The 20,669-nt window shown below is 70.6% G+C and carries 19 protein-coding genes and 1 tRNA gene; 16 read left to right on the plus strand and 4 right to left on the minus strand.

All coding sequences use genetic code 11. The annotated features are described in order from the left end of the window. Positions 1-9 precede the first annotated feature (9 nt). From AB0H56_RS08285 to AB0H56_RS08295, 3 genes are read left to right on the plus strand one after another with little or no spacing between them, the layout of a single operon-like run. Positions 10-912, plus strand: coding sequence for a metal-dependent hydrolase (locus tag AB0H56_RS08285; RefSeq protein WP_357159064.1), 903 nt, complete (start codon positions 10-12; stop codon positions 910-912). Then, positions 909-2,015, plus strand: coding sequence for a PDR/VanB family oxidoreductase (locus AB0H56_RS08290; RefSeq protein ID WP_357159067.1), 1,107 nt, complete (start codon positions 909-911; stop codon positions 2,013-2,015). Before AB0H56_RS08285 ends, AB0H56_RS08290 begins: the two co-directional genes overlap by 4 nt. Before the next feature lie 32 nt (positions 2,016-2,047). Further along, the gene (locus AB0H56_RS08295; protein ID WP_357159070.1) at positions 2,048-3,820 is read left to right on the plus strand and encodes an SDR family oxidoreductase; all 1,773 of its coding nucleotides are present in this window, start codon (positions 2,048-2,050) and stop codon (positions 3,818-3,820) included. On the opposite strand, the gene AB0H56_RS08300 is transcribed toward AB0H56_RS08295, so the two are convergent. Beyond that, positions 3,817-4,329 (minus strand): hypothetical protein, encoded by a 513-nt coding sequence (locus tag AB0H56_RS08300; RefSeq protein ID WP_357159073.1) that lies wholly within the window; start codon positions 4,327-4,329, stop codon positions 3,817-3,819. The genes AB0H56_RS08295 and AB0H56_RS08300 overlap by 4 nt on opposite strands. Positions 4,330-4,844: 515 nt before the next feature. On the opposite strand from AB0H56_RS08300, the gene AB0H56_RS08305 reads away from it, so the two are divergent. From AB0H56_RS08305 to AB0H56_RS08350, 10 genes are all read left to right on the plus strand, one after another. Then, the gene (locus AB0H56_RS08305; RefSeq protein WP_357159076.1) at positions 4,845-5,849 is read left to right on the plus strand and encodes a zinc-binding dehydrogenase; all 1,005 of its coding nucleotides are present in this window, start codon (positions 4,845-4,847) and stop codon (positions 5,847-5,849) included. Positions 5,850-6,164: 315 nt separating this feature from the next. Further along, positions 6,165-6,238 (plus strand) — tRNA-Ile (locus AB0H56_RS08310). A 340-nt stretch (positions 6,239-6,578) separates the two neighbouring features. Further along, positions 6,579-7,763 (plus strand): alanine--tRNA ligase-related protein, encoded by a 1,185-nt coding sequence (locus AB0H56_RS08315; protein WP_357159079.1) that lies wholly within the window; start codon positions 6,579-6,581, stop codon positions 7,761-7,763. 73 nt (positions 7,764-7,836) lie between these two features. Continuing rightward, complete coding sequence (locus AB0H56_RS08320; protein WP_357159082.1) at positions 7,837-8,325, plus strand: DinB family protein; 489 nt, start codon at positions 7,837-7,839, stop codon at positions 8,323-8,325. Positions 8,326-8,444: 119 nt separating this feature from the next. Next, the gene (locus AB0H56_RS08325) at positions 8,445-9,377 is read left to right on the plus strand and encodes an ABC transporter ATP-binding protein (RefSeq protein ID WP_357159085.1); all 933 of its coding nucleotides are present in this window, start codon (positions 8,445-8,447) and stop codon (positions 9,375-9,377) included. Continuing rightward, positions 9,374-10,177, plus strand: coding sequence for an ABC transporter permease (locus tag AB0H56_RS08330; RefSeq protein WP_357159088.1), 804 nt, complete (start codon positions 9,374-9,376; stop codon positions 10,175-10,177). The genes AB0H56_RS08325 and AB0H56_RS08330 overlap by 4 nt, the downstream gene beginning before the upstream one ends. Continuing rightward, complete coding sequence (locus AB0H56_RS08335; protein WP_357159091.1) at positions 10,174-11,316, plus strand: histidine kinase; 1,143 nt, start codon at positions 10,174-10,176, stop codon at positions 11,314-11,316. Before AB0H56_RS08330 ends, AB0H56_RS08335 begins: the two co-directional genes overlap by 4 nt. Further along, positions 11,313-11,933, plus strand: coding sequence for a response regulator transcription factor (locus tag AB0H56_RS08340; protein ID WP_357159093.1), 621 nt, complete (start codon positions 11,313-11,315; stop codon positions 11,931-11,933). The genes AB0H56_RS08335 and AB0H56_RS08340 overlap by 4 nt, the downstream gene beginning before the upstream one ends. A gap of 53 nt (positions 11,934-11,986) precedes the next feature. Then, a complete protein-coding gene (locus AB0H56_RS08345; protein WP_357159096.1) occupies positions 11,987-13,264 on the plus strand; it encodes a VWA domain-containing protein in 1,278 nt (425 codons plus the stop codon). 77 nt (positions 13,265-13,341) lie between these two features. Then, positions 13,342-13,830, plus strand: coding sequence for an FBP domain-containing protein (locus tag AB0H56_RS08350; protein ID WP_357159099.1), 489 nt, complete (start codon positions 13,342-13,344; stop codon positions 13,828-13,830). Between the two features lie 168 nt (positions 13,831-13,998). Here the strand turns inward: AB0H56_RS08350 and AB0H56_RS08355 are convergent, their stop codons facing one another. Continuing rightward, complete coding sequence (locus AB0H56_RS08355) at positions 13,999-14,271, minus strand: hypothetical protein (protein ID WP_110040220.1); 273 nt, start codon at positions 14,269-14,271, stop codon at positions 13,999-14,001. Positions 14,272-14,475: 204 nt separating this feature from the next. On the opposite strand from AB0H56_RS08355, the gene AB0H56_RS08360 reads away from it, so the two are divergent. Beyond that, on the plus strand, positions 14,476-14,766 hold the full coding sequence (locus AB0H56_RS08360; protein ID WP_110040221.1) for a hypothetical protein: 291 nt from the start codon (positions 14,476-14,478) through the stop codon (positions 14,764-14,766). Here AB0H56_RS08360 and AB0H56_RS08365 read toward each other — a convergent pair. Then, complete coding sequence (locus tag AB0H56_RS08365) at positions 14,763-16,748, minus strand: TerD family protein (protein WP_357159103.1); 1,986 nt, start codon at positions 16,746-16,748, stop codon at positions 14,763-14,765. The genes AB0H56_RS08360 and AB0H56_RS08365 overlap by 4 nt on opposite strands. A 216-nt stretch (positions 16,749-16,964) precedes the next feature. On the opposite strand from AB0H56_RS08365, the gene AB0H56_RS08370 reads away from it, so the two are divergent. Together AB0H56_RS08370 and AB0H56_RS08375 are read left to right on the plus strand one after the other, a co-directional pair. Further along, a complete protein-coding gene (locus AB0H56_RS08370) occupies positions 16,965-17,990 on the plus strand; it encodes an NADP-dependent oxidoreductase (protein ID WP_357159106.1) in 1,026 nt (341 codons plus the stop codon). An 84-nt stretch (positions 17,991-18,074) separates the two neighbouring features. Beyond that, positions 18,075-18,560, plus strand: coding sequence for a hypothetical protein (locus AB0H56_RS08375; RefSeq protein WP_357159109.1), 486 nt, complete (start codon positions 18,075-18,077; stop codon positions 18,558-18,560). Here the strand turns inward: AB0H56_RS08375 and pabB are convergent. Beyond that, the gene (gene pabB / locus AB0H56_RS08380; protein WP_357159112.1) at positions 18,557-20,629 is read right to left on the minus strand and encodes an aminodeoxychorismate synthase component I; all 2,073 of its coding nucleotides are present in this window, start codon (positions 20,627-20,629) and stop codon (positions 18,557-18,559) included. The genes AB0H56_RS08375 and pabB overlap by 4 nt on opposite strands. Positions 20,630-20,669: the final 40 nt, after the last annotated feature.

Below are 20,669 nucleotides of genomic sequence, written 5' to 3' on the forward strand. Positions count from 1 at the left end.
GGAGTACCGATGAAGTTGCTTCGGCGTAGCGCGCGGCGACCGGAACTGGATCCGGGAAAGGTCGCGCTGCAGGCCCGCAATGTGGCCTTCGACTGGTCGGCTGTCGACCTGCACTGGATGTCGGCGGAACCTTACGCGTCACACCTGATCAGCGCCTTGAACATGCTGCTGCCCGAGGGTGAGCGCATGTTCATCGTCACCTACCGCGAGGCGCTGGCCTACGTGAAGGACGAGAAACTGCGCGAGGACATGCTCGGCTTCATCGGGCAGGAGTCCATGCACGCGGAGACCCATGAGAAGGTCCTGCGCGAGGTGCTCGTCGCCAACGGCATCGACGCCGAACCCTATGTGCGCCAGATGGAATATCTGTTCCGCAAGACGCTGGGCCCCCGCGGCGGCGACGACCGCGCCGGCAGGCAGATGCTGGTCGAACGGCTGGCGTTCATCGCCTGCCTCGAGCACTTCTTCGCCTGGCTCGGCGACTGGGTGATCAACGCCGACCTGGAGAAGTTCGGCGCCGACCCGCGCATGGCCGACCTGTTCCGCTGGCACGGCGCCGAGGAGGTCGAGCACCGCAACGTCGCCCACGATGTCGCCGAGTACTTCGGCGTCGGCTACGTGCGGCGCTGCGCCTCGATGGTGCTGGTGTTCCCGATCTTCATCGCCCTGGTGGTGCGCGGCGCGAAATTCCTGGTGCACCAGGATCCGCGACTGCCCGATCACGGCTATCCGCGCGTCATCGCCTCGGTGCTCGGCGCGATGTGGCGGGGCGCGCTGCCCGGCATCCCGTCGCTGCTGGTCAGCGCGCTGTCGACGTTCCAGCCCGGCTACAGCCCGGAGAACGTCGGCTCGACCGCGCAGGCCGTCGCCTACCTCGCCCAGTCGCCCGCCGCGCGGGCGGCGGCCTCGTGACCGTGCGCGAGGTGCCGGACGCGCTGCCAGGGGACCTGTACGGCAAGCATCGGCACGATCCCGGCACCAGGGTGCTCGACGCGATCGCGACGGCCCGGCTGCGCTGGAGCTCGCTGATCAATCGACGCGACCTGCGTCCGCGCGTCGACGATCGGCGGTTCCCCGTGGTGGTGACCGAGCGCCGGATCGTCGCCCATGATCAGGACGTGGTGAGCCTGCGGCTGGCCGCGCCGGACGGCCGCGAGCTGCCCGCCTGGCGGGCGGGCGCGCACCTGGACCTCGAGCTGCCCTCGGGTCGGCTGCGGCAGTACTCGCTGTGCGGCGACCCCGCCGACACCCGCGCCTACCGGATCGCGGTGCGCCGCATCCCCGACGGCGGCGGCGGCTCGGTCGAGGTGCACGACGAGCTCCCGGTCGGCAGCGAGTTCGTGGTCCGTGGGCCGCGCAACGCCTTCCCGTTCGCGGTGCCGGGGCACGGCTCGCCCGCCGAGCGATTGCACTTCGTGGCAGGCGGCATCGGCATCACCCCGATCCTGCCGATGGCGCGGCTCGCGCACCGCCTCGGCGTGCCGTGGACCATGGTCTACACCGGGCGCTCCCGCGACACCATCCCGTTCCTGGCCGAGCTGGCGAGCTTCGGCGAGCACGTGCTGGTGCGCACCGACGACGAGCACGGCCTGCCCGACGCGGCCGCGTTGCTGCCGGGTGTCGGCGCGGGCACCGCCGTCTACGCGTGCGGCCCGACCCCGATGACCTCGGCGATCGTCGCCGCGGTGCGCACGATGCCCCAGGTCGAGCTGCATTTCGAACGGTTCTCCCCGCCCCCCATCGTGGACGGCACCGCCTTCGAGATCGAACTCGCCGCCTCCGGCACGGTGCTCGAGGTGCCCGCCGACCGCAGCGCCCTCGACGTCATCCTCGCCGCCCGCCCCGACCAGCCGTACTCGTGCCGCCAGGGTTTCTGCCGGACCTGTGTGGTGCGCGTGCTGGCGGGCGACCCCGATCATCGGGAGAACACGCTGTCCGCCGACGAGCACGCCGCCGGTGTGATGCTCGCCTGCGTATCCCGTTCGCACGGTGAGCGATTGGTGCTCGACCTGTGAGTTCCGTTCCAGGACAAGGAGTCCGACCAGAAATGACCGCCGATACCCCAGCGCCCGTGAACCGGCGCACCGTCCGCAACGGCGATTTCGACCTCGCCGTGTTCGAATACGGTGACGCCGCCGCCGACACCGTCGTGCTGGTACACGGCTGGCCCGACACCCATCACCTGTGGGACAAGGTGATTCCGCTGCTGGCCACGCGCTTCCACGTGGTCGCCTACGACACCCGCGGCCACGGCGAGTCCACCCGCACCCAGCGCACCGCCGACTTCCGCCTCGACGAACTCGCCCGCGACTTCTACGCCGTCATCGATGCCGTGAGCCCGGACCGCCCGGTGCACGTGCTCGCCCACGACTGGGGCTCGGTGCAGGTGTGGGAGGCGGTGTGCGAGCCGCAGGCCACCGAGCGCGTCGCCTCGTTCACCTCCGTGTCCGGACCCAACCTGGACCATCTCGCCGCCTGGGTGCGGGCCCGCCTGTCCCGGCCGACTCCGCGCAACATCTGGCAGCCGATCACCCAGGCGCTGTCCTCGGCCTACACCGCCTTCTTCATGACGCCGGTGCTGCCGCGCGCCACCTTCACCGCGATCGGCACCGAAAAGGTCTGGCAGCGTGCGGTCGCGCTGATGAACGACACCGCGCCGAGCAATGTGCGGCTCGGCCCGACCTTCCGGCGCGACATGGTCGACGGCCTGCTCATCTACCGCGCCAACATCGTCCAGCGCATGCTCTCGCCTCGTGAGCGGCGCACCGAGGTGCCGGTGCAGCTGATCGTGGCGGGCCGCGATGTCGCCGTGCGGCCCGCGGGCTACGACGACTCGGGCAAGTGGACCGACCGGCTGTGGCGCCGCGACGTGCCCGCCGGGCACTGGATGCCGTTCTCGCATCCGGAACTGCTGGCCACCGCGACCGTCGAACTCGTCGACGCGCTCGCGGGCAACGGCGTCCCGCGTGGGCTGGCCAGGGCCGAGGTCGGCCGCACGCGGCGCGAGTTCGACGACAACCTGGTGGTCGTGACCGGCGCGGGCAGCGGCATCGGCCGCGAGACGGCGCTGGCCTTCGCCCGTCTCGGCGCCGAGGTGGTGGTCTCGGACGTGAACGAGAACGCCGCGAAGGAGACCGCCGAGCTGGTCGCCGCCGAAGGCGGTGTGGCGCATCCCTATTCGCTGGATGTGTCGAACGAGGACGCGGTGCGCGCGCACGCCGAGACGGTGATCGCCACCCACGGTGTGCCCGACATCCTGGTCAACAACGCGGGCGTCGGCCAGGCGGGCGCGTTCCTCGACACCCCGACCGAGGAGTTCGACCGGGTGCTGCGGATCAACCTCGACGGCGTGGTGCACGGCTGCCGCGCGTTCGGCGCCGCGATGGCCGATCGCGGCCTCGGCGGCCACATCGTGAACCTGTCGAGCATGGCCGCCTACAGTCCGCAGCGTGACATGGCCGCCTATGCCACCAGCAAGTCGGCGGTGTTCATGTTCTCCGACTGCCTGCGGGCCGAACTGGCCGATCGCGGCATCTCGGTCTCGACCGTGTGCCCCGGCATCGTGCACACCAATATCGTCGCCACCACCCGGATCTCGGGTGTCTCCGCCGAGGAGGAGGCGGCCACGCAGTCCAAGTTCGACAAGCTCTACGAGCGGCGCGGCTACACCCCCGACCGGGTGGCCGCGCAGATCGTGAAGGCGGTGCGCAAGCGCCGCGACATCGTGCCGGTGACCCCGGAGTCCTGGCTGCAGTACCGGGCTAACCGGATCGCGCCCGGTGTGGTCCGGCTCGCGGCCCGGCGGATGAAGCTCGTCTAGTCGAGGTCGGCCCGGCGCCGTCGCTCCTCCACGGCGGCGACGTGCCGGGCGTCCACGCCCCAGGGTTCGGCCACGCCGACGTGGCGGTCCAGATCCCACAGCACGCACCGCTCGTCCGGCCCGGCCACCAGCGACCAGGCCACGACCGTGCGGCCGAGTTGTTCCAGCATCGACCCGTGGTCGGGTGCGCTGTCGCCCGCGCCGTCGGGGAAGTGGTGCAGGAACCGGCCGTAGGCCGCGGCGCAGAACGCCGCGTACTGCTGGGTGCACAGGATGAATCCGTGCCAGGCCTCGTCGACGGCGTGCGAGGGCATGCCGATCACCTGGTCGTCGCGCAGGGCCGCGCCGCAGCAGCGCAACCATTGGCGCAGCCCGGTTTCGACGAGCTCGCGCGGTTGCCAGGGGCAGGTCTTGAAGATCGCGTCGGGGAACCGCAGATCGGCGACGACACGGTCGACCACATCGAGATCGATCGGTCGCGGACCGCGTCGCAGGAACGAGAGCACCACGAATTCACTGTAAGGCCACTACGCGCGGTGGTGTCGAGGTCGCCGTCGGCGGCTAGCCTGCTGAGATGGTGTTGATGCTGATCATCCTGTTCGTCCTGCTCGCGGGGCTGGCTGTCGCGGGGCTGGTCGCGCTCGTGATCTCCCTGGCCGGGCGGACCGACCCGAGAAGCCGTCGCGAGGCCGCCGACCCGGGCTGGTCGGCGGGCACCTACGGGGTGTACGGCGGGTCCTCGAGTCCGCCGCACGAGCACGGGCCGGGGTGCGGTGGCGGGTCGTCGAACAGCGGTTGCCGCAGTGGGTCCACCGGAGGTTGCGGTGGCGGCTCGAGCAGCGGTTGCGGTGGCGGCTCGAGCAGCAGTTGCGGCGGAGGCTCGAGTAGTAGCTGTGGCGGCGGGAGCAGCAGTAGCTGCGGTGGCGGTTCCTGATCGTGTGATCCACGCCGCACGCGGTTGACCTCAACTTGTCTTCAGGTTCCATGCTGGACTTCGTCCGGTGCAGACCATGGAGGAGGCACGATGCGTGCGGTGCAGGTCAAGGAATTCGGCGGTCCGGAAGTGCTCGAGGTGCGTGAGATCCCCACGCCCCGACCGGGTTCGGCGGAAGTCGTCGTCGATGTCGAGGTCGCGGACGTGATGTTCCTCGACACCAGGCTGCGCGGCGGCTGGGGGCAGGACTTCTTCCCGCTGAGCCTGCCGTACGTGCCCGGCGGCGCGGTCGGCGGTGTCGTCTCCGTCGTCGGTGCCGAGGTCGATCCGCGCTGGCTCGGCAAGCGGGTCGTCACCCAGACCGCGGCCAGCGGCGTCGGTGGCGGGCTGCCGATCGGCGGCTATGCCGAGCAGGCCCGCGCCAAGGCGGACACGCTGGTCGAGATCGAATCCGGGTTGAGCACCGAGCAGGCCGTCGCGCTCGCCCATGACGGACGCACCGGGCTCGCGGTCTTCGACCGTGCCGCCCTCGCGCCGGGCCACCGGGTCCTGATCACCGCGGCCGCGGGCGGACTCGGCACCCTGCTCACCCAGCTGGCCGTGGCCGCCGGCGCCGAGGTGGTCGCCGCGGCGCGGGGCGCGGAGAAGCTGGCGCTTGCGCGCAGGCTCGGGGCGAGCGCGGTCGTCGACTACTCCGTCGACGGCTGGGCCGACCAGGTGCGTGAGATCACCGGCGGGGGAGCCGATGTCGTCTTCGACGGGGCGGGCGGGGCGATCGGCGGCAGCGCGCTCACCGCGGCGGCGGACAAGGGGTTGTTCCTCGGGTACGGCTCCGCCGCAGGCGATTTCGCGCAGGTCGACACCGAAGCCGCTGCCGCGCGTGATGTCTCGGTGCTCGGGCTGTTCGACATCGTCGGCGGTGAGGTCGACTGGGCGTCGCTCGCCCGGCGGGCGCAGCGCGCGGTCGCCGACGGCCGGGTGGAAGTGATTGTCGGGCAGACGTTCCCGCTCGATCGGGTCGCCGACGCGCACGCGGCCATCGAAAACCGCTCCGCCCTGGGCCGTACCCTGTTGACGATCGGCGCGTCATTGTAACTTATTGTGCGCCGCAACGGAATACACGATAAGTTCATACTGTGCAGGGACTGATTGTTATCGCAGTAATAGTTGCGGTTCTCCTGCTGGTCGGCGGCGTCATCAAGCTGGCCAGCAATCCAGGGGGAAATATCGAGCGCCGTGATCGGGAACGCGCGCGGGAGCGCGCCGACAGGAGTTGATCGCACGGTGCCCGGTCGGTACGCGGGCAACGGCCGCCGCGCCGACCGGGCACCGTGCGTCACCCCCTCGCCGAGTGGTCAATCTCGCACCCCACCGGGTACCATGCGACACGCCCGCGGACTCCCGCGGCCAGGGGCGGTAGCTCAGTCGGTTAGAGCCGCGGACTCATAATCCGCTGGTCGTGGGTTCGAGCCCCACCCGCCCCACTTTTCTGCTCTGACCAGCGAATATCCCGCCAATGGCGACCGCGTGGAACGGGTCTCCGGCTGGTGGACCCAGGGATTTCCGCCGACGCCGCGTGTGCCCGGATCGCGCGAAAATCGGTCGTGCTCAGGGCCGTGTGCTTGCTACCGTGCCGTCCATGAAGGTCGATCCCACTTGCCGCACCGCCGCCGCGCGAGCTCTCCGCTCGCCGGTTGCCGCCGCCTGACCTTCTTCACCCGCCCGGCGACCGGAAACGGTCCGCTGGTGTGCCTCGGTTTTCGGTATCCGTTCCGCCGTGTGTGGTCGTTTTCCGGTCGATTTCCCTTTCGAGGAGCAATCGCCATGATCACCACAGAACAGACCATTCAGAATTTTCTCGACTTCTTCCGCGAATGTGGGCACGAACACATTCCCGGGGGCTCACTCATTCCGCCGCCGGGGGATCCGGTGCTGTTCACTACCTCCGGAATGCACCCGCTGACGCCCTACCTCATGGGACAGCCGCATCCGCGGGGCAGGCGCCTCACCGGCGTCCAACGGTGTTTGCGCACCACCGATCTCGACGAGGTCGGCGACGACACCCACCTCACCGTGTTCGGCATGCTCGGGTCCTGGTCGCTCGGCGACTACGGTGGGCCGCGAAGTCTGCGTTGGGGATTCGAGCTGTTGCGGGACGGCTTCGGCATCGAGCCGGACCTGCTGTCGGTGACGGTGTTCGGCGGGGGCGGCGGCGTCGAGCCGGACCACGAATCCTGGCGCACCTGGGACGAATTGGGAGTTCCGGTCGAACCGACCACGGACGAGAACTGGTGGTCGAACGGTCCGACCGGGCTCTGCGGCCCGGACTCGGAGATCTTCGTATGGACCGGCGATGGCCCGCCGCAAGGCACCCCGACCTCGGACGACCGGTGGGTGGAGGTGTGGAATCACGTCATGATGCGCTACGTCCGGCATCCGGACGGTAGCCTCGAACCGCTGCGCAGACCCGGTATCGACACCGGCCTCGGGCTCGAGCGGCTGGTGCGCGTCCTGCGGAACACCCGCTCCGTCTACGAGATCGACGTCTTCCAGCCGTGGATGGACATCCTGCCCAGGATCTGGGGCCCGCTCGACGAGCCGTCGCTGCGCGTGCTGTCGGACCATCTGCGATCGAGCATCGTCGTCCTCGGTGACGGCGTCACCCCCTCGCCGACCGGGCGCGGGCACATCCTGCGCCGCCTGCTCCGCCGCACCCTCACCACCCTGTGGCGCGACGACCCCACCCGCACCCTGTCCGACCTACCGATCGAACTCGTCGACCACACCCTCGACCACTTCCGGCAAACCGTCCACCACGGCGAGATCCGCCCGATCCTGCTCGACGAGGAGCGCAAATTCCGTCTGCTGCTCGAACGCGGACGAAAGATCTTGTCCCACAGTCGCTTCACCGGTCCGTTGACCGACGACGACTTCCACTACCTCCACGACACGCACGGCTTGCCCCGCGACCTCGTCGTGTTCCTGACGACCGAGGCCGGCGACCGCTGACCGGCGGCCCGAGTCGGGCGCGGCGACCACGCGCCTAGGCTCGTCGGTGATGCCGTCTGCGAAGGAGAATTCGATGTCGAGTGGTCGTCGCCGCGATACGCCGCCGCCGCGGACCGGGGGGAGTGAGATCGAGACGCTGCGCGGGTTTCTCGACTATCTGCGTGACTCCATCGCGGCGAAGGTCGACGGCGCGCCGGAGCCGCAGGCCCGGACCTCGCCGGTGGCGTCGGGGACGACGTTGCTCGGGCTGCTCGAGCATCTCACCCAGGTCGAGGCGGCGATGTTCCTCGGGCGCACGGTGACCGACTGGCAGGCGACGTTCACGCCGTCGCCCACCGACACCGTCGACGACATCGTCGCCCGCTACCGCGCGACCGTCGCCGAGGCCAACGCCGTCATCGACGGCTGCACCGGCCTCACCGCCGCCGTCCCGCGCCCGAAGACGAACCGCCCGGCCCCCACCCTGCGCTGGGCCCTCACCCACATGATCGAGGAGACCGGCCGCCACGCGGGCCACGCCGACATCCTCCGCGAGCTCATCGACGGCGCCACCGGCCGCTGAGCCGGAATGACTTTTGTCATCGCCCACCCGTGCGGAACTCATCGGGAACCGGTGATCGCGCGTACTACTGGCGGACGCGCGTTCCGGGGACCGTAGAGGTCATGAGAAAGGGGAACGCGATGACAGACATCGTTGTCTCCGCGCGGGGGCTGCGGCGCAGCTACGGGCGTGGGGAGCAGGCATTCGAGGCCGTACGCGGGGTCGATCTCGAGATCGCCGAAGGGGAGGTGTTCGCGCTGCTCGGCACCAACGGCGCGGGCAAGACCTCGACGCTGGACATGCTCGAAGGGCTCGTCGCGCCCTCGGCGGGGCGGATCGAGGTGTTCGGGCTCGACCCGCTGCGCGACCGGGCGCAGGTGCGGGCGCAGGTCGGCATCATGCTGCAGTCCGGTGGGCTGCCCGCCGAACTCACCGTCGCCGAGACACTCGAGATGTGGCGGGGCACGTGCAGCAACCCGACCACCGTCGACGCGGTGCTCGCCCAGGTGGGGCTGGTCGACCGCGCCGGGGTGCGGGTGGGCTCGCTCTCCGGTGGCGAGCAGCGGCGCGTCGACCTGGCGTGCGCGCTCCTCGGGCAGCCCCGGCTGCTGTTCCTGGACGAGCCGACCACCGGCCTCGACCCGGAGAGCCGCCGTCGCACGTGGCAACTGCTCACCGACCTGAAGGCGGCGGGCGTGACGATGGTGCTCACCACGCACTACCTCGACGAGGCCGAATCGCTCGCCGACCGCATCGCCATCATGGACAAGGGCGCCGTCGCGCGGCGCGGGACGCTGCGCGAGATCGTCGCGGGCCATCCGGCCCGGATCGTCTTCGACCACCCCGGGCTGCCGCTGCCGCACCTGCGCGGCGCCCGCGTGGAGGCCCGCGAACGCGTCACCGTCACCACCGACGATCTGCAGGGCCACCTGTACGAATTGCTCGCCTGGGCCCGGGAATCCGGGGTGGGGCTGGCCGGGCTCGACGCCAGCGCGGCCTCCCTCGAATCGGTCTTCCTCGACATCGCGGGCGCGCGCCCGACCACTCCCGAACTGATCGGAGCACGCCGATGACCACCCTCACCGTGGCTCGCCCGCGCCCGCTCGCCGCCCTCGCCAAGGGCGAATGGCTGCAGTTCCGGCGCAACAAGACCCTCGTCTACCTGGCGACCCTGTTCCCGATCGGCATCCCGCTGGTCACCTATTTCCTGGTCCGCAAGGACAACGAGCCGACCACCGCGATGGCGGCGATCGCCTTCGAACTGCTCGCGCTGATGGCCCTGCTGTTCGTGCAGTACTACTCGGTGCTGTCGATGGTGACCACCCGCCGCGGTGAGGGCGTGCTGAAACGGTTGCGCACCGGCGAGGCCGCCGACTGGCAGATCCAGCTCGCGCCCATGGTGCCCGGGGTCCTGGCGACCCTCGGCTGCACGGCCGTCGTCACGCTGGGCGTCTACGGCAGCGGCGCGCCCGCACCGGTGAATCCGCTGCTCATGGTGGCGGCCCTGGCCGGCGGCACCGTGGTGTTCGCGCTGCTCGCCCTGGCCACGAGCGCGGTCACCAAGAACGCCGAGGCCGCCCAGATCACCTCCATGCCGGTGATGATCCTGGCCATGCTCGGCATGATGTCGCTGCGCAACGTCCTGCCCGATCGGCTCGCCGCCCTCGCCGACTGGACACCGTTCGCCGCCGTCTCCGACCTGGTCTTCCTCGGCGCCGCGGGCCGGACGGCGACCGCGGCCGAGTCCGATCCGGTACTGAGCCTCGCCGACACCCTCACCGCCTCGGCCCGCCCGTTTGCGACACTGGCGCTATGGACCGTCCTGGCGTTCGCGCTGACGCGCAAGAGCTTCCGCTGGGACGACCGCGGGTGAGCCGGTGGACCGCCTGGTGGCACCAGCTGTCGAGCGCGGCCAAGTTCCGGCTGTACTCGCGGCTGGCCTACCAGGCGGCCATCGTCGGCGTGATCGTCGCGACGGCGACCACCGCGGGCTCGGCGCCCGTGGTGGTCGTCATCCTGCTCGGCGGGCTCGCCGCGTGCATGGCGGTGGAGGCGCAACCGGAGTTCGCCACGGTGCGCGGGCAGGTGCGGCGACCCTGGATGCTGCCGGTGGGAACCCTGCTCCTGGCTGCCCTGTGGGTGATCGGCGTGGTGCTCAGCTTCGTGTCGGCCGACGAGTCGATCGTGGGCACCGCGCGCGCCGCGGGTGGATTCGCGACGCTGTTCGCCATGTTCGCCGTCGTCCCGTTCGTGCGGCACCGGTGGTGGGTGATGGTGGGGTTCGGCCTGGCCACCGCGGCCGTCTTCGGACTACCGCAGGGGGAGGGGCCGCGGGCCGCGTTCGTCTTCCTGTTCACCGGTGCCTGCGCCGTGGGGGTCACCGTGCTCACAGTGTGGGGCCTGGGCATCATCGACGAACTCGACCGGGCCAAGCTCGTCGAAGCCGAACTACAGGTCGCCGAGGAGCGCCTGCGCTTCGCGCGTGACCTGCACGATGTCGTGGGCCGCGGGTTCTCCGCGATCGCGGTGAAGAGCGAACTGGCCGTGGCACTGTCCCGGTCGGGGAACCACGAGCGCGCCGAGGCCGAGATGGAGGAGGTGCGCGTGCTCGCGGTCGAGTCGATGGGCCAGATGCGCACCCTGGTGCGCGGCTACCGCAACATCGACCTGCGCGGCGAGGTGGCGGGCGCGCGGTCGCTGCTGTCGGCGGTGGGCTGCGACCTCGTCGTCGAAGGCGACGCGGCCAAGGTGCCACCGCGTTACCACGAGGTGGCGGCCTGGGTGGTCCGCGAGGGCACCACCAATATCGTCGAACACTCGGCCGCCTCGGTGGCGACCCTGGCACTCGGCGGCGCCGGGATGTCGCTGCGCAACGACCACCCGCACGCCGCGATCGGCGAACGGTCGGGGCTGCGCGGCCTCGGGGAACGGCTCGCCGCCGTGGGCGCGACCCTGGACGTCACCGCGACCTGCGACGAGTTCGCCCTCGAAATCCACTGGGAGAAACTGTGATTCCGGTCTACCTCGCCGACGACGAGACCCTCATCCGGGCCGCGCTGGCCACCATGCTCGACCTGGAGGCCGACCTGGCGGTCATCGCCCACGTCGGCTCCGGGACCGAACTGGTCGAGCTCTGGCGGCGGCGCGCGGCGGCGGGGGAGCCGGTCGCCGTGGCTGTCATCGATCTGCAGATGCCGGGCATCGACGGCATCGACACCGCCGTGGAGTTGCAGCGGATCACGCCGGGCGCGGGCACGGTGATCGTCACCAGTCACGGCAGGCCCGGCTATCTCAAACGCGCGCTCGCCGCAGGCGTGCGCGGATTCCTGCCGAAGACCACCTCCGCGGCGACCCTGGCCGAGGTGATCCGCAGCGTCCACGCCGGCGGCCGCTACGTCGATCCCGAACTCGCCGCGGAGGCGATCAGCGCAGGCGACACCGTGCTCACCGCGCGCGAGGCCGATGTGCTCGAATTCGCCGCCGACGGTTCCTCGGTCGAGGACATCGCGCGCCGCGCGCATCTGTCGCCGGGCACCACCCGCAACTACCTGTCCTCCGCGATGAGCAAGCTCGGGGTCGCCAACCGCTACGAGGCCGCCCTCAAAGCGAGGGAGAAGGGCTGGATCTGAGCTCGCCGCGGTCTAGGGTGTGGGCAGCACGGCCGACGGATGAGGGAGTAGCGGTGACTGCTGCGCTGGTGAAGGGTCAGAACGCCGGGCCGACGCCACCGGAGGTGGTGTTGAGCGTGCGCGGCGGCGTCGCGGCGGACCTGTCGGCGCTACTGGTGACCGCCGCCGGAAAGGTGCGCTCGGACGCCGACTTCGTGTTCTTCAATCAGCCCGCGGCGCCGGGTGTCCGGCTCGACGGTACGGCGCTGGCCGTGACGTTCGCCGCCGTGCCCGCCGAGATCGCGCAGATCCGCGCGGTGCTCACCGTCGCGACCGAGGGTGACACCTTCGGCGGGTCCGTCGCACCCGTCGCGTCGGTCGCCGACGCGACGGGGAACCCGCTGTACGAGTACGTGATCGACGGGCTCGACCGCGAGTCGGTGGTGATCGCGGTGGAGCTGTATCGGCGCGGTGAGCAGTGGAAGGTGCGTGCGGTCGGGCAGGGCTACGCGGGCGGATTCGCCGACCTGGTCACCGATCACGGCGTGAGTGTCGACGACGAGCCGGTCGCGGCGGCGCAGCCGGAGGTTGTGGCGCCGCCTGCGGTGGCTGCCCCGCCGCAGGTGCGGACGGTGCCGGGTGAGGCGGCGTTGTCGTTCGAGAAGCGTGAGCGGCTCGATCTGCGCAAGCGCGAAGTCGCCAAGGTGCTCATCGACAAGAGCGCGTTCGGGGTGCGGGCGCGGGTGGTGCTGGTGATCGACAAGACCGGCAGCATGCAGAAGCTGTATCGCGGCGGCACCGTGCACCGGGTCGTCGAACGGATGATCCCCATCGCCACCCAGCTCGACGACGACGGCACGCTCGAGGCCTACCTGTACGCACTGCGCTACGCGCGGCTGCCCGACATCACCGTCGCGAGCGGGGACCACTGGGCGCAGACCTACCTGCACCTGACCGGCACCCACGACGGCATCGACTACGACGCCATGGGCGGGCGCAACGACGAGCTGCCGATCATGCGCGCCGTCATCGACACCCTCGCCGGCACCATCGAGCCGACGCTGGTGCTGTTCTTCACCGACGGCGGTTTCGCCAAGAAGCGCGAGATCGCCGCCCTCATGCGCGAAGCCGCGCACCTGCCCGCGTTCTGGCAGTTCATCGGCCTCGGCACCGGCAACTTCGGCGTGCTGCGCACCCTCGACGAACTCGACGGCCGCGTCGTCGACAACGCGGGCTTCTTCGCCATCGACGACATCGACCGTGTCGAGGACGCCGAACTCTACCGCCGCCTGCTCGGTGAATTCCCCGACTGGCTCCGCGCCGCGCGCACCGCGGGGATCGTCGGCGGGTAGAAACTCGGTTGTCAGTGGTCAGGGTGCATCGTTAGCGTGTCTACCGTTTGTTCACCGACAACCGAAAGGGCACCACCATGGAACCCGTCACCGAACGCGACATCAGGTCGTCGTTCGTCAACTGCTCGAAGGGCGACGCCAAACGGCTGTCCGTGCCGCGTGATCTCGCCGACCGCCCCTGGGACGACCTGGACTTCCTCGGCTGGACCGACCCGTCGTACGCGGGGCGCTGCTATATCGCCGTGCCGCGCGACGGCAGGCTGGTCGCGGTCGCGATGCGGCACGAGACCGGCGGCTCGGGCAAGACGCAGATGTGCGCGATCTGCCTGACCACCCACACCGGCGGCGGCGTCGCGCTGATGACCGCCAACAAGACCGGGGAATCGGGCCGTCGCGGCAACACGGTCGGCAGCTACATGTGCACCGACCTGGCGTGCTCGCTGTACGCCAGGAACAAGAAGCGTCCCGCGCTGGGCAGCAGGTACCGCGAGGACCTGACGGCGGAGGAGAAGGCGCAGCGGGTCCGCGAGAACCTGTACGCCTTCCTGGATCGCCTGGACACCTAGTCCGACCCGGCCGCGCGAACACAAGGAGGTAGATGCCATGCGCCGACACTCGACACCCGGAACTCCCGGACGACCCGGGTTCTGTTGCCCCGCAATCGAACCCGGGCCGATTCCTCGCCGGTCGCGGCGGCCCGGAGCACCCACGGGCCGTCGCGAGCGGAAAGGAATCTAGAGCATCGCGTTCATGATGGTGCCCGCGCTGGTGGCCACCGCGCCGCCGATCATCGCGCCCGCGATCATCTTCGGCGATTCGAGGCCGCCGCCGGTCCACTTCTCCCAGGCGAACTTACCACCCGCGTATGTGATGGCGATCACACCGGAGAGCAGAATGAACCAGGTGAAATAGCGCACGAGTTGCAGGATCTTGTCCGACATCGGCGGTGCTTCGGGCGTCGGATTGCCGATCTGCGCCAAGGTATCGGTGACGGCGGCCAGAATCATGTTTGCTCTCACTCGGTACTCGGAGGAACGGCGACGGACTGCTGAGGCTGATGGTATCCGGTCGAATCGGGCGCCGCAGCCGCCCACCCGGAGCGGACCACGCGGTTTTGTTGGTGTGCTGGGGGTTCGCGCCCTTATCCTGGACTCGTTCGAATACGACAGTGCTGGAACGCAGTTCGCATCACGCGAAAAGGGGAGCAGGCTATGAGCATCATTCTGACGTCGATGGCCGAGACCGTCACGACGTTCGCGCAGGTCGGCAACCCCACGCCCGAGGCGCCACCGCTGTCGGACAAGATCATGCAGATGGTCCAGTACCTGACCTGGTTCATGATCCTGTCCGGTGTGCTCGCCATCACCGTCGCCGGTGGAAAGTTCGCCTGGGAGAAGTGGAACGGCAGCGCCATGGAGTCGCCCAAGATGATCGCCGGCGCGATGATCGGCGGCGTGGTGGCCACCAGCGGTGGCACCATCATGAACGCGATTCTCGGCTAGATCCGGGCACCCTTGGCGCGGTTGCAGGCCCGGCACAGGATCTGCAGGTTCGCCGCGCTCGTCGCACCGCCGCGGCTGAGCGGGATGATGTGGTCGAACTCCAGGTAGTGGCCGTCGCCGCACTCGACGCAGCGACCACCGTCGCGTTGCCACACCTGGGCCTTCACGTCCTGCGGGATGCTGCGGCTGTCCCGCTGGCCCGGCGTCAGGACCAGGCGTTTCGCCACGCGCAGCGCACCTTCCAGCGCGGCCGCCACATAGTCGGGATCGGTGACCCCGAACGTCGCGCCGCCGCGGGCCGAGGTGGCGGCGAGCACCACCGTGCCGTGTTCGGGGTGCACCGACACCACCCGATTCCACGGCAGCTCGATTCCGGTGCCGTCGCCGACGAACCGCAGTTTCTTGGAGCTGCCGATCAACCGGCCCTCGGTGTTGCGCGGTCCGCGCGCCAGCATTCTGATGTGCACCGCGGGCAGATCGAGGTGCACGCGCTCCTCGGGGTCCAGATGCAGGCCGGGGGTGTCGATGGTGGGCAGTTCGCCCGCGCGTAGCCGGGACAGGGTGCGGCCGCGGTGCATCCGCCTGCGCAGATCGTCGACGATCGGGCCCGACAGGGCCAGCTCGCTCACCACGTGCTCGAACGCGTCGAGCTCGTCGGCGAACACCTCGCCGTCGGCGAAGGCGAACGCGACCATCCGCTCCACCTGGGTCAGGCCGGCCTCGCGCAGGACCGCGCGCCCGCGCTCCTCGTCGATGCGCTGGTAGCGCAACGACGCCCAGACCGCGAGCCACTCCTCCGACAGCGTGCCGGGACCGGTGAGCACCCGCCGCGCCCTGGTGCGCCAATGAGTGAGGAACTCCTCCACCTCGCCGGCACACGACTTGCAGGGGCCGTGGCCGCCGAAGAGTTTGCGGCGCAGCGGGGCGGTGCAGCGCGCACAGCGGACCCGGTGATCCTGGATGTGCGGGCGGGTGCTCGTCGTCCACTCCTCGCCGTCCCACCAGCGCAGCCGGTCGGGGACCTGCGGGTCCGGATGCCAGTCGGCCAGTTCCGGATCCGGCGGGGGCGGCGGCGGGAGATCGATGACGCGCCGGGTCAGCGCCGGGGGACGCGCCGGATTCCGGTGGGCCGGGTCGGGATCAGGTTCTGGAACTGCCGCCGTGGGAGCAGGCGCCGACAGGTGCGGGGCGTCTTCCGGAGACTCGTGATCGACCGCTGATCCCGCGGTGCGTGAGGCATACCGCAGGCCACGCTGTTCGTCGAACTCTCCGGGGGGTTCCGCCGCGTGCTCGGTCCCCACCGAGCGGGTGGGTTCCCACGAGTGCTCGGGCATCGATCCCACCCGAGCTTCGCGCGGGCGGTCGTGTCCGCCGCGCTCCGCTGATCCGGCGCGCGGATCGTGCGCGCGTGTCTGCGCGAACGGCGTCGCCGGTCCGCGATGGGCACGATGCGCACCGGGATCGGGCCGGGCCTCGCCGGGCTCGTCCACGGTGACACCGAACTCGGTTGCCAGCCCGGGCAACCCGCCTGCCCACCCCTGGCCGATCGCACGGAACCGCCAGCCGCCGTCGCGCCGGTAGAACTCGCCGAACATCATCGCCTGCACGTCCTCGATGCCGTCCAGCACGAACCGCGCCACCGGGCCGTCGGCGGCGTGCACCGTGAGCGTGAGCTCGGCGAGCTGATCGAAGGTGCCCTCGTCGAGGGAGGCACTCACCACGATCCGCGCCACCCCGGCCTCCGTTCGCGGCAGCGACACACTCAACCGCGCCGTCCCCGGCGCGGGCTCCTGATCCAGCGTCACCGCCTGCGAGGCATGCCGCGGCGCGTTGAAGAACACGAAATCCCGATCGTCACGCACCAGCCCCGACTCCGTGACCAGCAGCGCGTGCGCGTCGACAGCATGCGCCGACCGCCATGAAAGAACCACGGCGAGAAGCGATGTCGGCACCGGCGCGTGCGCGCCCTTACGGAGTTCCATGGTCCCCGCATGATGCCACGCCACACCGACAGGGTTGTCGGAGCGCTGGCGCGCTCGAGTCGCGGCCCCCTGGTGTCCCGACCGCCGCTGCGCGGCGGACCCTCCTCGAGGTCGGGTCGTGGGGGCTGGGAGTGCGGTCAGGCTCGGGCGGCTCCGGATCGCCGTCCCTTGGTAATGCGGATGACACCCTCGCCCGCCGCGGGTTAGCGTCGGCGCGTGAATCGCCAGTGGGTACTTGTCGAGCGGCCGACCGGCATGGTCGACGACAGTTGTTTCGAGCTCAGGAGTTCGCCGGTGCCGTCGCCGGGGCCGGGGGAGGCGCTCGTCCGGGTGGTCTGGCTGGGTTTCGATCCGACGCAGCGGGGATGGCTCAACGACGGTCCCAACTACCTCGACCCGGTGCCGCTGGGTGCGGTGATGCGTGGCAGCGGGGTGGGGCAGGTCGTCGCGTCGGACAGCGCGGAATACGCGGTGGGGGACTGGGTCTACGGGATGGTCGGCTGGCAGGACTACGCGCTCGCCGCGGGGCAGGGTCTGCTGGGGCTGAATGTCGTTCCGCCGGGGGTGGATCCCAAGGCGATGCTGGGGATCTTCGGCGCGACGGGGCTGACGGCCTACTTCGGCATGGTCGACATCGGCAAGCCGTCGGCGGGGGACACCGTGCTGGTGTCCGGCGCCGCGGGGGCCACCGGCTCCATCGCGGGCCAGATCGCGAAAGCGCTGGGGTGCCGGGTCATCGGGATCGCGGGCGGCGCGACGAAGTGCGCCTGGGTGACCGGGACCGCCGGATTCGACGCGTGCGTCGACTACCGCTCCGAGGACGTCGCGGCGCGGCTACGCGAGATCGCGCCCGACGGCATCGACGTGTTCTTCGACAATGTCGGCGGAACCGTCCTCGACGCCGGGCTGGCGAACATCGCCGAGCGTGCCCGCATCGTGGTCTGCGGCGCCGTCTCCTCCGGCTACACCGCGGGCGAACCACCACCCGGGCCGCGCAACTACCTGCAACTCGGGCTGAAACGGGCACGCATGGAGGGCTTCATCTTCCTGGACTACCTCGACCGCTTTCCCGAGGCCTTCGGTCGGCTGCACGGCTGGCTGGCCGAGGGCAGCATCGTCTACGCCGAAGATGTCGCCGAGGGTTTCGAACGTGCGCCCGCCCTGCTGCGCGGCCTCTTCGAGGGGCGCAACCTGGGTAAGCAACTGTTGCGGATCGCTCCCGAACCCGCGTCACCGTCCTGAGCCGGCAGGGGCGCGCCCGAGTCGGCGGTGGGCCGGGGAGTGTTCCTCCCGGCGTAGCGGGCCGTGGTGGGGCACAGTGGTGTCATGACCAACCCGAAGAAGCGGGGGCGTGGCGAGCCGGTGCCGGAGCCGCAGGCGCGCAAGGTGCCCGGCGCTGATCTGCTGTCGGCGGCGCAGGCCGCTGTCGGCGCCGCGCAGACAGCGGCGGGGCAGGCGATCGACGCGGCGCAGCAGACCGCGGGATACGCCTTCGACGCGGCGGTGCGGCTGCCACCGGCCTCGGCGCAGCTGGCCGCGCAGCTGCCGGACCTGGTCGAGAACCTGTCGATCGCGGTGGACCGCCTCAACAGCACCATCGACCGGCTCGATCGCACCCTCGCGCTGGCCGACCCGGTCTTCGCCACCTACGACCGCCTGCTGCCCCGGCTGGAGGCGATGATCTCCCTCGGCGAGGACCTGTTCGGCGCCCTGGCGAAACTGCCCGGCGTCGGGCTGCTCGGCCGGATCGCAGGCCGCGGGGGCGAGGAACCCCCACCCGAGCCCGAACCGAAGAGGCGGCCTCGGCGCTAGGACCCGGCCGGTGTCACGGCACGGAAGGTCGCCGCGGCCTTGAGCACCATCTCGGCGTATTCGTCCTCGGCGTCGGAGTCGAGGACGATGGCGCCGCCCGCGCCGATCCGCCACTCGTCGTCGTAGCGGACCGCCGTGCGGATGACGATGTTGAGATCGGCGGTCCCGCCGAGCCCGAGGAACCCGATGGTGCCCGAATAGATCCCGCGCGCCTGCGTCTCGAGCTCGTCGAGGATCTCCATGGTGCGCAGCTTGGGCGCGCCGGTCATCGAACCGCCGGGGAAGCAGGCCCGCAGGCAGTCGATCACGCCCGCGTCAGGGCGCAGCGTGCCGCGCACGGTGGACACCAATTGGTGCAGGGTGGAGTAGGTTTCGGTGGCCATCAGCTCCGGCACGTGCACCGAGCCCACTTCGCAGACCCGGCCCAGATCGTTGCGCAACAGGTCGACGATCATCAGGTTCTCGGCGCGGGTCTTCGGATCGTCGGCCAGCGCGCCTCGCTGGTGCGCGTCCTCGGCGACGGTCCGCCCGCGCGGCGCGGTGCCCTTGATCGGCTTGCTCTCCACCACGCGCTCGCGGTCGATCTTGAGGAACCGCTCCGGCGACGAGCACGCCACGTCGAGCCCGTCGAACCGCAGGTAGGCGGCGTAGGGCGCCGGGTTGCAGCGGCGCAGCCGCCGGTACACGGCCAGGCCGTCACCGGGCGTCGCGGCCACCGCCGCCGCGTCGGTCAGGCAGATCTCGTAGGACTCGCCCGCGTGCAACCGCTCCTGGCAGACCGCGATGTCGGCCAGATACCGGTCCCGGCCCCGGATCAGGTGGGCGGGCACGGCGTCCGGGTCGGCGGGAACGGTCAGGTCGGCCGGGTTCGCCCAGGTCGGCAGGTCGGCCAAGGCGGCGTCGGTCTCGGCCAGCCAGCGGTCGGCGGCCTCGAACCCGTCCTCGGTCAGCGCGAGCAGGTGGGTGCGGCCCGCCTCGTGGTCGACCACGATCAGCCGGTCGGCGAAGATCCACTGCGCGTCGGGGGTGGCCGCGCGGTGCGCCGCGCGCGCGCCGCAGTCGGCCTTCACCTCGTACCCGAGGTAGCCGACGTAACCACCGGCGAAATCGAAAGGCAGCGCAGGGGTTTCGCAGTGCCGTCGGCGGAGCTCGCGATCCAGATGGTCCAGGACGGTGCCGGGCACGGTTCTGGTGCCCGCGGCGTCCGTCACCGTGACGGCACCGTCGCCGACCCGGTAGGTGACGATCTCGGCCCCGGGTCCGGACGCGTCCCCGAGAAAGGAGAACCGGTCCAGGCCGGGCTCGACGTGCTCGCTGTCGAGCCAGAACGCCGTGCGGGAGTCGGCGTAGCGGCGCAGGAAGATCACCTCGGTGTCGATGGCGCGCTCGATGACCTTGTGCCGCAACCGGAATCGCCGCTCCGGCGGCGCGAGCGGCGGCACGGCCTCGCGTGGCCCGCGCACGAGTAGCGGGGCGCCGTCGTGGGTACGGGCCTTGGTGAGCGCCGCGAAATTACGCAGCAGCGCCGCCCCGAATTCGCTCGACACCGACTCGGGATGGAACTGCACACCCCACTGCGGCCGCTCCCGGTGCCGCACGCCCATCACCACGCCGTCGCTGGTCGAGGCGGTCACCTCGAGCACCTCGGGCAGCGGTTCCCCGGCGGCGAGGGAGTGGTAGCGCACCACCGTGAAGTCCTGCGGCAGACCGGCGAACAGGTCGCGATCGTCGTGGGTGATCCGGTCGAGGTACCCGTGCCTGGCCCGCGGCGCCCGGCCCACCGTGCCGCCCGCGCCGATCACGATGCCCTGATGACCGAGGCAGACACCGAGCAGCGGCAGTTCCGTCGCCGCGATCACCGCGGTCGAGATCCCCATGTCGCGCGCGCGATCGGGACGGCCGGGCCCCGGCGAGATCACCACATTGTCGAAGCGGTCGAGCCCGAGCTCGCCGAGCTCGGCGGCCTCGTCGTTGCGCACGACGGTCGGCTCGTTCCCGTTGACCTCGCTGATCAGCTGATAGAGGTTATAGGTGAACGAGTCGTAGTTGTCGATCAACAGCGTGCGCATCCTGGCAGAAACCCTACGCCGGGCCCACGGGCGGCTCGCC

The sequence above is a fragment of the Nocardia sp. NPDC050717 genome, from assembly GCF_040654275.1.
Lineage (GTDB): Bacteria > Actinomycetota > Actinomycetes > Mycobacteriales > Mycobacteriaceae > Nocardia.

What these genes read in the sequence shown, in the direction of transcription:
- AB0H56_RS08285 (WP_357159064.1), top strand. Translation starts at nt 10, where the DNA reads ATGAAGTTGCTTCGGCGTAGCGCGCGGCGACCGGAACTGGATCCGGGA.
- AB0H56_RS08295 (WP_357159070.1), top strand. Translation starts at nt 2,048, where the DNA reads ATGACCGCCGATACCCCAGCGCCCGTGAACCGGCGCACCGTCCGCAAC.
- AB0H56_RS08305 (WP_357159076.1), top strand. Translation starts at nt 4,845, where the DNA reads ATGCGTGCGGTGCAGGTCAAGGAATTCGGCGGTCCGGAAGTGCTCGAG.
- AB0H56_RS08315 (WP_357159079.1), top strand. Translation starts at nt 6,579, where the DNA reads ATGATCACCACAGAACAGACCATTCAGAATTTTCTCGACTTCTTCCGC.
- AB0H56_RS08320 (WP_357159082.1), top strand. Translation starts at nt 7,837, where the DNA reads ATGTCGAGTGGTCGTCGCCGCGATACGCCGCCGCCGCGGACCGGGGGG.
- AB0H56_RS08325 (WP_357159085.1), top strand. Translation starts at nt 8,445, where the DNA reads ATGACAGACATCGTTGTCTCCGCGCGGGGGCTGCGGCGCAGCTACGGG.
- AB0H56_RS08330 (WP_357159088.1), top strand. Translation starts at nt 9,374, where the DNA reads ATGACCACCCTCACCGTGGCTCGCCCGCGCCCGCTCGCCGCCCTCGCC.
- AB0H56_RS08350 (WP_357159099.1), top strand. Translation starts at nt 13,342, where the DNA reads ATGGAACCCGTCACCGAACGCGACATCAGGTCGTCGTTCGTCAACTGC.
- AB0H56_RS08355 (WP_110040220.1), bottom strand. Translation starts at nt 14,271, where the DNA reads ATGATTCTGGCCGCCGTCACCGATACCTTGGCGCAGATCGGCAATCCG.
- AB0H56_RS08360 (WP_110040221.1), top strand. Translation starts at nt 14,476, where the DNA reads ATGAGCATCATTCTGACGTCGATGGCCGAGACCGTCACGACGTTCGCG.
- AB0H56_RS08365 (WP_357159103.1), bottom strand. Translation starts at nt 16,748, where the DNA reads ATGGAACTCCGTAAGGGCGCGCACGCGCCGGTGCCGACATCGCTTCTC.
- AB0H56_RS08375 (WP_357159109.1), top strand. Translation starts at nt 18,075, where the DNA reads ATGACCAACCCGAAGAAGCGGGGGCGTGGCGAGCCGGTGCCGGAGCCG.
- pabB (WP_357159112.1), bottom strand. Translation starts at nt 20,629, where the DNA reads ATGCGCACGCTGTTGATCGACAACTACGACTCGTTCACCTATAACCTC.